At 35.9% G+C, this 12,353-nt stretch carries 9 protein-coding genes; 8 read left to right on the top strand and 1 reads right to left on the bottom strand.

The genetic code is table 11. The features are described 5' to 3' along the window. Positions 1–95: 95 nt before the first annotated feature. From sda to licT, 7 genes are all read left to right on the top strand, one after another. Positions 96–266 (top strand): sporulation histidine kinase inhibitor Sda, encoded by a 171-nt coding sequence (sda, locus tag D9842_RS16375; RefSeq protein ID WP_162987459.1) that lies wholly within the window; start codon positions 96–98, stop codon positions 264–266. Positions 267–410: 144 nt separating this feature from the next. Then, positions 411–1,139, top strand: coding sequence for a LytR/AlgR family response regulator transcription factor (locus D9842_RS16370; RefSeq protein WP_121663418.1), 729 nt, complete (start codon positions 411–413; stop codon positions 1,137–1,139). A gap of 190 nt (positions 1,140–1,329) precedes the next feature. Beyond that, positions 1,330–3,216 carry an ATP-binding protein gene (locus tag D9842_RS16365; RefSeq protein ID WP_121663417.1) on the top strand — a complete coding sequence of 629 codons (1,887 nt, stop codon included), beginning with the start codon at positions 1,330–1,332 and terminating at the stop codon, positions 3,214–3,216. Between the two features lie 167 nt (positions 3,217–3,383). After that, on the top strand, positions 3,384–4,028 hold the full coding sequence (locus D9842_RS16360; protein ID WP_121663416.1) for a histidine phosphatase family protein: 645 nt from the start codon (positions 3,384–3,386) through the stop codon (positions 4,026–4,028). A 271-nt stretch (positions 4,029–4,299) separates the two neighbouring features. Then, a complete protein-coding gene (locus D9842_RS16355) occupies positions 4,300–6,198 on the top strand; it encodes a beta-glucoside-specific PTS transporter subunit IIABC (RefSeq protein WP_121663415.1) in 1,899 nt (632 codons plus the stop codon). A 71-nt stretch (positions 6,199–6,269) separates the two neighbouring features. Further along, positions 6,270–7,691 (top strand): 6-phospho-beta-glucosidase, encoded by a 1,422-nt coding sequence (gene ascB, locus D9842_RS16350; RefSeq protein ID WP_121663414.1) that lies wholly within the window; start codon positions 6,270–6,272, stop codon positions 7,689–7,691. Between the two features lie 239 nt (positions 7,692–7,930). Continuing rightward, a complete protein-coding gene (gene licT / locus D9842_RS16345) occupies positions 7,931–8,761 on the top strand; it encodes a BglG family transcription antiterminator LicT (protein WP_121663413.1) in 831 nt (276 codons plus the stop codon). Positions 8,762–8,797: 36 nt separating this feature from the next. Here the strand turns inward: licT and D9842_RS16340 are convergent, their stop codons facing one another. Beyond that, a complete protein-coding gene (locus D9842_RS16340; RefSeq protein WP_121663412.1) occupies positions 8,798–10,192 on the bottom strand; it encodes an amidase in 1,395 nt (464 codons plus the stop codon). A gap of 327 nt (positions 10,193–10,519) precedes the next feature. Between D9842_RS16340 and D9842_RS16335 the strand changes: the two genes are divergently transcribed. After that, entirely contained in the window at positions 10,520–12,349 is a 1,830-nt protein-coding gene (locus D9842_RS16335) for an assimilatory sulfite reductase (NADPH) flavoprotein subunit (RefSeq protein ID WP_121663411.1), read from the top strand. The last annotated feature ends 4 nt before the right edge of the window (positions 12,350–12,353 follow it).

Raw genomic sequence — 12,353 nt, 5'->3', positions numbered from 1 at the left:
TTTCTACACAGTCTTCTTGAGAGGTATGAATGTTTAATAATAGTAAAATAGAGAATGAGCATACTATGTATTTCTGTTTAAAGGAGACTTTAAAAATGCGGCAATTAAGTTATAATCAACTATTACATGCCTATGAGGATGCTGTTCTTTATGAATTAGATCATAACTTTATCATGATGTTAAGAGAAGAAATTGATCGTAGGAACCCTGATAGGGCGAAAAGTAAGATCATTTCTGAATCAGTGTTTAAAGCAAGTAATACGTAAAAAGCTTCAACTAGTATTGGTTGAATATCGTGTTTATTCATGTAGTTGGTAATATTTCCTACTAAGTAAGCAATTTTATCATGTTACAATATAATAGGAGATTCAGTTAAAAGTAGATGATCAACCGGTGAAGGAGGTCATGTCGTGGATCCCAAAATTAAGGTAGTTATTGCAGAAGACAACTTTGATTCTCAGCAAATCATCAGTGCCTTCTTAGAGCCACTGGATAGCTTTGAGGTTGTTGGGATAGCTGAAGATGGTGAGAATTTATTGGATATTAATATAAATAAAAAGCCTGATCTTATTATTGCTGATATTCATATGCCAAAATTAAATGGTATTGATGCCATTTCATCATGTCTTAAAATTTCCCCTGAATTACAATTTGTTTTTATTACGGCATATGATCAGTATGCTGTAAGTGCTTTTGATTTACATGCTGTTGACTATGTGATGAAACCTATAAAAAAAGAGAGGTTATATATCGCGCTAGAAAGAGCTAAAAACGCATTACTTTCAAATCAAAAGGTAGAAAGAAAACAAATTTTACCGATAACCGTAGACCGTACCTCACATTTTATTCATTTTTCTAGAATCGTTTTAATAGAAAAAGATAGTCGAAAAACCATTATTCATACAGTGGATCAGAAGTATGAAACAAATGAGTCGTTAGATACAATTTTGCAAAAGCTGAATCATGACTTTTTTAGAACACATCGGTCGTTTATCGTGAATTTAAACTATGTATCACATCTAACATTTGAAGGTGATACACATTTTGTGCATTTTCGAAATTATCCCCATTACGCCCATGTATCTAAACTTCAGAAAAACAAGTTATATCATGCACTTTCATTTGAAAACTCTAAATAACTCCATGAGGGAGATACTTAGAGTTTTTTTATGTCTTTTACAGATTAAGAGGCTTATTTGCTGTTCCAATTTATGAATTTATAAGACTTGAAGTTTTTGTTAAATTTATGAACTACTTCCAAAGATATTTTCTTCTACAATAACAAATGATTGATTAACATAGTAACTAGATTAGGACGGGGGATGGCAAATGAAAGAAAGAAAAACAACTAAGTGGGAAAGTGTGCCTTTTTTAAAGGAGTTTACTAATAATTTAGATGGAAAAGGTGCTCACATTTTATATATGTTTAATGATGAGAAAAAGTATCTGGAGCATGCTTATCAATTTATTAGTCAAGGTATACAACATCAGGATAAAATCTTGTTTGTAGAAGAAAAGAGTGTATATAAAACTCTATCTGACCTTTTAGTAAGTAGTGGATATTCAGAAGAAGAAATGAACTTAGTAGATTACATGCCTGTTGATGACTTTTACCTCTCAGAAAAAGGATTTGAGGCAGATGAGAGTTTTAAGCAGTTAAAGGAAATATTGCAGATAAATGTTGAAAAGGGAATAAGAACACGAACTTGGGGACAAGTATTAGCGGATGATTCTTCAATAAGTGAAATAAGGAATTATGAGAGTCAAGTAGATCGACTATTGCAGGGAAGTAATACGATCTCGGTGTGTGCTTATAATGCCTTTATTACACCTGCTTTTTTTCAAAATGAGTTATTAAAAATTCATGAGTATGTCATGGTGGATGAAGCAATTGAGAAGTCCCCTTTTTATCATACAAAATATATTTCATTTTCAGCAGCAGAAAGAGAGAGGGTCCAACAATTAGAAACAGAAAATAATTTGCTGAAAAAGAAAAATGAAGAGCTGTTAATTGGGAATGCCCGTCAAATGGAGCGTGAAAAGTTTCTTGAATTAGAAAAATTAAATGCAGAGAAAGCTAATCTTGCAAAAACCGTCTTTTTATCACAAATGAGTCATGATTTGCGAACTCCTCTTAATACGATTCAAGGTTACTCACAAATTCTTTTGATGAATAAAAATTATCCAGATTTGAATCAAAAAATATCTAGAATCTATAATGCATCTGAACAATTACTGAATTTAATAGAGGAGATATTAGATTTTACGGCTATTGATACGGGTAGAGTGAATATTCACAAAGAAGAAATTCAAGTCAAATCTTTTCTAGAAGATTGTGTAGGCTCTATTCTTGAAACAAATACCTCTGATATCGATATCCATTTAGAAGGTGTTCCATCAGAGCTTTTCATAGAAGCAGACCCAGTTCGTTTTACACAAATTATTACTAATCTATTGGATAATGCTTTGAAGTATAACAGAACAAATGGAACGGTTCATATTTATTGTGATGAGGAAACTGATAGTGAAGAAGTAAAGATTAATGTTAAAGACAGTGGAATCGGAATCGAGCAAGAAGATCTTGATCTTATATATGAGCCTTTTTATAGAAGTAAAAATACGATGAATAACTGGAAAGGTACAGGTATCGGGCTAGCGATTGTATCACAGCTAACAAAGAGAATGAATGGTAACTACGGTGTGACAACAGAAAAGGGGAAAGGCTCAACTTTCTGGGTTTCTTTTAAAAAGTTGAATAAACAGTCTGAAGTATGTGTGCAAAATATAGATGAAGAGCCATTGATCCCATTAAGCCAACCTTTACGAGTTTTATATATTGAGGATAACACCGACAATATTGACGTAATGAGATCAATGCTACGTATCATTCAAACGATCGAATTACAGTGTGTAACGTCTGGAAAAGATGGAATAAAACAAGCCATAGAACTAAAGCCTGATATTATTTTACTAGACATTACGTTGCCGGATATGAATGGGCTAGATGCATTAAAGCATATTAAATCAAACCCTATATCAAAGGACATTCCTGTTATAGCTGTTAGTGCGGATGCAATGGAATCTACGATAAACCAGGCTTCTGAAGAAGGCTGTTATGCTTACATTAAAAAACCAATTCACATAGAAGAAATACGTAATGTTCTTGAGAGTACGATTAAGTATATCGCCTATAATCGAGAGAATACTGTTATATAGTTTATATAGCTAGAAAGCATAGCCATTAAGGTTATGCTTTTTTCTATGTTCTAAGGGTAAAGTATGTTTTCATTGTGACACCATTAGAAGAGGATTATAATGGTCATAATGTCATTATTAGGGTAAAATCTTTCAGAGACCGAGACTGAAAAAGGACGTGTTCATGCATGCTAACTGAAAACAAATTAACTCTTTATTTTGTCCGCCATGGAGAAACTCAATATAATGTAGAAAGAAGAATGCAAGGATTCTGTGATTCTCCACTTACCGAAAAAGGAATTTTACAAGCTAAATCAGTTGGAAAGGGATTATCTGATATTGAGTTTACCGCAGCCTACGCAAGTGACAGCCAGAGAGTACTCGACACAGCTAAATTTGCCATTGGCGATCGTGACATTCCTTTAAATCCAGATGCACGATTAAAGGAAATGAACTTTGGTGTACTAGAGGCTTTATTGGAGGATGAAATTCCTACTCTTTATGGAGATGCTCTTGAAAAATTATTTTCACTTGATATCAATGCCTGTGCTCCTGAAGGTGAAACATATGCACAGTTGTTTGCGAGAACTGAACAAGCAATCAATGAAATTGTAGAAAAACATGCTCAAGATGGTGGAAACATTTTAATTTTTTCTCATGGTGTAACAATTGGTAACTATATCATCCAAGTCACAAACAGCAAAGAGTTTAAGGTTCATGACAATTGCAGTGTTTCGGTAGTCAATTTTGTTGATGGTAAACCTTACGTTGAAAAGATTGGTGACACAAGCTTTAGAGAAAAAGGAAGTAAGCTATTAAAAGCGAATAGTTGAATTTGAAAAAAGGAGGTCATGAGAGATCTCTTTTTTACATTTAGTTCCAAAGTCTAGTAAGCTATAAAAAAAATAAAAGAAAGCGTTGACATTCGAATTTGCCCGTGATAAATTACATATAACAAATAAATAACACATATTCCGTTATAGGAATGTTACCTTAAGTGGGCATAACCTGGACTGAATAGAGACACAATATTCGCGATATTTGTGTACTATTCGGCTCAGGTTTTTTATTTGTCTAAAATTAAGATGAAGGAAGGGACAGCTCATGAAATACGAGCAGTTGGCTAAAGATATACTTTCTAATGTCGGCGGAAAAGAAAACGTTTCCAGTGTCGTGCATTGTATTACTAGATTACGTTTTAAATTAAAAGATGAATCAAAAGCAAATACAGAAGTCCTTAAAAATATGGATGATGTTGTAACTGTTATGAAAAGCGGTGGACAATATCAAGTGGTTATTGGGAATCATGTACCGGATGTGTATCAAGCAGTATTACATGTTGGTGGTTTTCAAGGACAGTCACAAGCTAGTGATGATGAAGAAAAGCAAAAATCAAGTTTAATTGACATTATTTCAAGTATATTCACACCTGTACTTGGCGTATTAGCTGCAACAGGGATGATCAAAGGTTTTAATGCGCTATTTCTAGCATTAGGTTGGTTAGAGAATACATCAGGAACTTATCAAATTTTAAATGCAATTGGCGATTCTCTATTTTACTTCTTTCCAATTTTCTTAGGATATACAGCGATTAAAAAATTTGGTGGAAGTCCATTTATTGGAATGGCGATTGGGGGCTCATTAGTTTATCCAACGTTATCAGGATTAACGGCAGGTGAGCCGCTATACACATTATTTGCAGGAACAATGTTTGAATCACCAATTCATATTACGTTTTTAGGTGTACCTGTTATTTTAATGAGTTATGCATCTTCTGTTATTCCAATTATCTTAGCATCTTATTTCGCAGCAATTGTAGAAAACCGTTTGAAAAAAATTATTCCAAGTGTAGTAAAAGCATTCTTAGTACCATTCTTTACATTATTAATTGTTGTTCCTTTAACATTTATCATCATTGGACCTATCGCAACATGGTTAGGTAATCTTTTAGGAATGGCAACTCTATTTATCTATAATCTAAGCCCGCTAGTTGCAGGGATATTTGTAGGTGGATTATGGCAGTTACTTGTTATCTTTGGTCTTCATTGGGGTCTTGTACCAATTGCGATTAACAATCTTACAACAATGGGAGCGGACCCAGTATTAGCAACTACATTTGCTGCTTCATTTGCACAAATTGGTGCAGTCTTGGCAGTATGGATTAGAACAAAGCAGCAAAAGTTGAAAACATTAAGTATTCCAGCATTTATTTCTGGTATTTTCGGTGTAACAGAGCCAGCCATTTATGGTATTACATTACCGCTTAAAAAGCCATTTATCATTAGCTGTATTGCAGCTGCTGTTGGTGGGGGGATTATCGGTGCAGCTGGTTCAAAGATTTATATGGTAGGTGGTCTTGGAGTTTTCGGAATTCCATCATTTATTAGTCCAACAGATGGTATTACATTTGCTTTTTGGGCAATGTTGATTTCATTCGCTGTAGCCTTTGGTCTAGGCTTTATCCTTACGTATCTATTCGGAATGGGGAAAGCTAAAAATGAAGCAACTGAAAATACTCAAAGTGAAGTAGCAGTAACAACAGCTCCAAATGCTAAAAAAGAACAAATCATCAGTCCTTTAACAGGTGATGTGAAGGTATTATCAGAGATTGAAGACGAAGCATTTGCATCAGGTGCTCTTGGGCATGGTATAGCAATTGAGCCAAGCGAAGGAAAGCTGCTTGCTCCTGCTTCTGGTATCGTGACTGCTTTGTTTCCGACTAATCATGCAATTGGTATCACGACTGAAACTGGGGTAGATATTCTGATTCATATCGGTATGGATACAGTACAGTTAGAAGGAAAGTATTTTAAAGCCCATGTTGCTCAAGGTGAACGTATTGAAAAAGGGCAACTCTTAATAGAATTTGAGATGGATAAGATTAAAGAAGCGGGTAAACCGTTAACAACACCTGTTGTGGTAACGAATCATAAAGAGTTTAATATTAACTTAACACCAGAGAAACAAGTGAAAACTGGGGACTGTGTTTTTACTATCAATTAAATGTTATCTAAGGAGGAGATCGTCTTTTAAGTCGTTCTCTCCCTCATTTTTTATGAAAAGGAGTTTTCTTCATGGCTTTTCCAAAAGGATTTTTATGGGGCGGTGCGATTGCTGCCAATCAAACAGAAGGTGCCTATCTCGAAGGTGGAAAAGGATTAACAACAGTTGATTTACTACCTACAGGAGAAAAACGATGGGATATCATGTTTGGTAATCTTCCTTCTTTCCAACCACTTGAAGGCGAATTTTATCCATCCCACACGGCAATAGATTTTTATCATCGTTATAAGGAAGATATTGCCCTTTTTGCAGAGATGGGTTTTAAAGCGTTACGTGTATCTATTTCATGGGCAAGAATTTTCCCAAATGGTGATGACGAGCAGCCTAATGAAGCAGGGTTAAAGTTTTATGATGATCTTTTTGATGAACTATTAAAAAATAACATTGAACCTGTTGTAACCATTGCCCATTTTGATGTACCAGTTAACTTGGTTGAAAACTATGGAAGCTGGAAAAATCGTAAGCTGGTATCTTTATTTGAAACCTATGCGACAACTTTATTTAAACGTTATAAAGACAAGGTAAAATACTGGATGACATTTAATGAAATCAATATGTTATTACATTTACCATTTGTAGGTGCTGGCCTTGTTTTTAAAGAAGGAGACAATAAAGAACAAATAAAATACCAAGCTGCACATCACCAATTAGTTGCTAGTGCGCTTGCTGTAAAAGCCTGTCATGAAATCAGCCCAGGGGCGATGATTGGCTGTATGCTTGCTGCTGGTATGACTTATCCGTACACATGTAACCCTGAGGATGTTTGGGATGCAATGGAGAAAGATCGTGAATCGTTCTTTTTCATTGATGTGCAATCACGTGGAGCATATCCAGGGTATGCAAAGAGATTTTTTAAAGATCATAACATAACGGTCGAAATGGAAGATGGAGATGAAGAGCTCTTAAAAAATCATACCGTTGATTATATCGGCTTTAGTTATTATGCAAGCCGTGCAACTAGTACAGATCCAGAAGTTAATAATATGACATCTGGGAATGTGTTTGGATCGATTGAAAATCCGTACTTAGAAAAATCAGAGTGGGGTTGGACGATCGATCCAAGAGGATTCCGTATTACAGCGAATCAATTATTTGATCGCTATCAAAAGCCATTATTTGTAGTTGAAAATGGATTAGGTGCTATTGATAAGCTCACTGCGAATGGTGAAGTTCACGATGACTATCGTATCGACTATTTGAAAAAGCACGTTGTGGAAATGAGTGAAGCCATTGATGATGGCGTAGAGATTATTGGCTATACAAGTTGGGGTCCAATTGATATTGTGAGTGCTTCGACTGGAGAAATGAAAAAGCGCTATGGCTATATTTATGTTGACAAAGATAATGAAGGAAATGGTACACTACAACGAATTAGGAAGAAAAGCTTTGATTGGTATAAAAAAGTAATTGAAAGTAATGGTGAAAGACTTTAAGAAGTTGCGAGATCAAAAGAAAAGATTGTTCAAGCATGTAATATGCTAATGGAGAATACTTTCGGGTCATGATGAAATAAGAGGAAAGCTGACAACAGCTTTCCTTCTATTAGTACAGGGTTTCTCCTATAATCTTTAGAAGTGGTCATGGAGAATGGTATAACTTATAATACGGTAAAGTAGAGCTTATACGAGAAAATCTGTTTGACAAATAAACCATAAAAAGTTTAGGTGGTTATATGAAAATAGAAAAAGTATTTAACAATAATGTTGTAAGTGCATTTAATGAAGAAAAGATAGAGCTTGTTATTATGGGAAAAGGTCTTGCTTTTCAAAAAAGACCTGGTGATGAAATAGATGATGACAAAATTGAGAAAGTGTTCACACTGAAAAATAAAGATATGTCGGAACGTTTTAAAACATTATTATATGAAGTTTCACTTGAGCTTATGGAAGTAACAGAAGACATCATTAAAAAGGCAAAAAGTAAGCTTGGAAGAGAATTAAATGATAGCATTTATGTATCTCTTACAGATCATATTAATTTTGCCATTGAACGTAATAAAAAAGGTCTCGACATAAGAAATGCATTGCTATGGGAAATTAAAAAACTCTATAAAGATGAATTTTCTCTTGGAGTAGAAGCATTAGGTATGATTCAGGAAAAGCTTCATGTAACATTACCGGAAGATGAGGCTGGTTTTATTGCCATGCATATTGTAAATGCAGAACTTAATGAGGAAATGCCTAATATCGTAAACATTACAAAAACGATGCAAGACATTTTGAAAATTGTTAAATATCACTTTAAGATGGATTTTAACGAAGAGTCGCTTAACTTCTTCCGATTTGTCACTCATTTGAAGTTCTTTGCTCAAAGACTGTATAGCAAAACTTACATGGAAGGTGAAGACGACTTTCTGTTTGAAGCTGTAAAAAACAAACACAAACAAGCTTATGAATGCACGGAAAAAATTAATGATTATGTGAAAAGACAATTTGATTATGAGTTAACGAATGATGAGAAGCTATATTTGACCATTCATATTGAAAGGGTTATTAATCGATAAAAAGGAAAAGTAGACGATTTTTTCGTCTACTTTCTTCTATATTATAGTAGGTTTTTTATCCTTCCAAGGCCGTGCTTTCTCAAGCTGTCCTGCAAGCTGAAACAGAGTAGCTTCATCTCCAAGCGGTGCCATAAACTGAACACCGATAGGTAAGTTATCTTTATTCCAAAATAATGGAACGGACATCGCCGGACAGCCTGTTGTATTTGCAAGTGGAGTGTAGGGAACCCATTCATTTAGTCTGTTAACGTACCCCTCTATATTACCTGGATAACATAACTCACCAATTCTTAAAGGCGGCTCACTAAGAGTTGGGGTTAACAGGAGATCGTAGTTGTTGAAAAATTGAGCCACTTCTTTAGTTACTTGCTGCATGTAACTAATCGCAGCAAGATATTCTGTTGCTCTGTATGAATTACCGCATTGTAAAGCTTCCCAAGTATAAGGTTCTAGTTCTTCTTGCTTCGGAGCTCTTCCAGTTAAATTTGTTAAAGAATGTATTCCTTGTGAAAAGGATGATTGCCAAAGCACTTGGAATGCTCGGTTATATGTATCAACATTAATAGTAGGAGATCCCTCCTCAACATCATGACCTAGCGATTGACAGAGATTTGCTGCATCTAAAACAGCATCTTCACAATCAGGATGAATCTTTTTACCATTAAAACCGGTTTTTAAAACAGCTATTTTTAATTTTCTCGGTTCTTTGGTTGATTCAGTGACAAATGAATCACTTGGTTGGGATACATAGAATGGATTACCAGGATGGTTTCCATATGTTGCATCAAGAAGTCCCGCACTATCTCGAACAGTCCGCGTAATAACATGATTAACTCCGAGGCCAACCGGATCAGGGTTTTTTGGAATTCTACCTCTACTTACTTTAAGGCCAAAAACTCCACAACAAGATGCGGGAATTCGAATTGATCCTCCCCCGTCCGAAGCATGTGCCATCGGAACCATTCCAGCTGCAACGGCAGCCGCTGCCCCTCCGCTTGAGCCTCCAGCTGTGTAAGCTAGATTCCATGGATTTCTCGTTGGACCATATTGTAAAGGCTCAGTAGTTGGTACTAGTCCAAATTCACACGTATTTGTTTTTCCAATTGTAATAAGCCCCGTTTGATGACGGATTCTTGATGAATATTCACTATCAGCTGGGGCAATAAAGTCTTTAAGATATGTAGATCCTGCTGTGTACGGAGTGTTTGCAAAGAATTCTAAATCCTTCATGAGGAACGGAACACCTGAAAAAGGACCTGATTCAGGTGATGGTAACCTGTTTTCATACAATTTATGTGTGATGGCATTTAATTTGGGATTTAACTCTTCTATTAAGTCAATTGTATAAGAAAGTAATTCTGCAGCTGTAATTTGTTTGGTTTTAATAAGCTGAGCCTGTTCAGTGGCATCGAGCCATTTTAACTGGTGCATAGGTGAAGCCTCCTTGAATAGGTACTTTTTGGCTTAGTACGGGTATTTTTAAGAGAATTTATGTTATAAATTTTTACTTTGACTCTATTATATAACGAACAAAGTTTTCCTTTTAACAAAAAGTATCAAATAATAAACAACATCAATCCTCACAAACTTGTCAAAAACTTTTTCATTCTTCACACAATTAAATTCCAACTTTATTGATAGGAATAATGAGTTGTGGTAAAATGAATTATATTTTTCACTTGTCAGTGAGACTGAAATAATGGAAACTAGTAATTATGAATAATTTGTACAAGTAAATTTTGTGAGGTGTGGATTTTGTTGCAACTTCAGGTAATGAACAGTCCGTTTAATCAGGAGCAAGTAGAGCTCCTAAATCGTCTTCTGCCAACCTTGACGGAATCTCAAAAAGTCTGGTTGAGTGGGTATCTAGCTGCTACACAAGCTGGTTCTGCTAATGTTACGGCTGCTCCCGAAGCGCCGGTAGTAGAAGCTGCTGCGCCAGTAAATGTTAAACCTGTATCTAAAGATGTTACGATTCTATTTGGTTCTCAAACTGGTAATGCCCAAGGTCTTGCAAATAAAGCAGGAAAAGAACTTGAGAGTCGTGGCTATAAAGTAACTGTTTCATCAATGAGTGATTTTAAACCAAACAGCTTGAAGAAGGTAGAGAATCTTCTTATCGTTGTAAGTACACATGGTGAAGGAGATCCACCGGATAATGCAATTTCTTTCCATGAATTCCTACATGGCAAACGAGCTCCAAAGCTTGATGAACTTCGCTATTCAGTTCTTTCGCTTGGTGATAGCTCTTATGAGTTTTTCTGCCATACAGGAAAAGAATTTGATCAACGTTTAGAAGATCTTGGTGGAACTCGTCTTTATCCACGTATTGATTGTGATTTAGACTTTGATGAGCCTGCATCTGAGTGGATTGCAGGAGTTTTAGCTGGTCTTGATGAAGCTCGGGCGGCGGGAGTAGAACCTGTTCAAGCTCAAGAAGCAGCTGCCCCTGCTCCTCAAGCTTTAGAATCAGCTTACTCAAGAACAAACCCTTTTAAAGCAGAGGTGCTTGAAAACCTAAACCTAAATGGTCGAGGCTCTAACAAAGAAACGCGTCATCTTGAGTTATCTTTAGAAGGATCTGGACTAACATTTGAGCCAGGTGATGCTCTAGGTGTTTACCCGGAAAATGATCCTGAACTTGTTGACCTTATTCTTGAAGCAGTAAAATGGGATGCAAATGAAAAAGTTACAGTGAATAATGAAGAAGTAACTTTGAAAGAGGCATTAAGCTCAAGGGTTGAAATTGCCACGTTAACGAAGCCTGTTGTTGAAAAAGCAGCACAGCTTAATTCTAATAAAGATTTACAATCACTTGTATCAAACAGGGATTCTATAAAAGCATATATTGATGGTCGTGACCTACTAGATTTAATTCGTGACTTTGGTCCATGGGAAGTTTCTGCACAGGAATTTGCTGGTATTCTACGCAAAATGCCAGTTCGTCTATACTCTATTGCAAGTAGCTTAGCTGCAAATCCTGATGAAGTTCACTTAACAATTGGGGCTGTCCGTTATGAAACACATGGTCGTCATCGTAAAGGTGTGGCGTCAACCCAAGTAGCAGAGCGTCTACAACCTGGTGATACATTACCCGTGTATATTCAAAAAAATCAAAACTTTAGACTACCACAAAATCCTGATACGCCAATTATTATGGTCGGACCTGGTACTGGTGTGGCGCCGTTCCGTGCATTTATGCAAGAGCGTGAAGAAATCGGTGCAGAAGGTAAATCATGGATGTTCTTCGGTGATCAACATTTTGTAACAGACTTTCTTTACCAAACAGAATGGCAAAAATGGATTAAAGACGGTGTGTTAACGAGAATGGATGTTGCTTTCTCACGTGATCAAGAAGAGAAGGTTTATGTACAGAATCGCATGCAAGAGCACAGCAAAGAGTTGTTCCAATGGCTTGAAGAAGGGGCTGTTGTGTACGTTTGCGGTGATAAAAATCATATGGCGAAAGATGTTAACAATACACTGATCGAAATTATTGAAAAAGAAGGCGGATTAAGCCGTGAAAAAGCGGAAGCCTACCTTGCAGATATGAAACAAAATAAACGCTATCAACGCGATGTATATTGATTTT

Origin of the sequence: Metabacillus litoralis, from assembly GCF_003667825.1 — a bacterium.
GTDB classification, from domain to species: Bacteria; Bacillota; Bacilli; order Bacillales; family Bacillaceae; genus Metabacillus; species Metabacillus litoralis_B.
The sequence above is the reverse complement of the archived record's forward strand: the minus strand, read 5'-3'. Positions and strand labels throughout refer to the sequence as shown.

Coding starts and splice junctions, on each gene's coding strand:
- sda (WP_162987459.1), top strand. CDS start 96: ATGCGGCAATTAAGTTATAATCAACTATTACATGCCTATGAGGATGCT.
- ascB (WP_121663414.1), top strand. CDS start 6,270: ATGGCTTTTCCAAAAGGATTTTTATGGGGCGGTGCGATTGCTGCCAAT.
- D9842_RS16355 (WP_121663415.1), top strand. CDS start 4,300: ATGAAATACGAGCAGTTGGCTAAAGATATACTTTCTAATGTCGGCGGA.
- licT (WP_121663413.1), top strand. CDS start 7,931: ATGAAAATAGAAAAAGTATTTAACAATAATGTTGTAAGTGCATTTAAT.
- D9842_RS16340 (WP_121663412.1), bottom strand. CDS start 10,192: ATGCACCAGTTAAAATGGCTCGATGCCACTGAACAGGCTCAGCTTATT.
- D9842_RS16360 (WP_121663416.1), top strand. CDS start 3,384: ATGCTAACTGAAAACAAATTAACTCTTTATTTTGTCCGCCATGGAGAA.
- D9842_RS16365 (WP_121663417.1), top strand. CDS start 1,330: ATGAAAGAAAGAAAAACAACTAAGTGGGAAAGTGTGCCTTTTTTAAAG.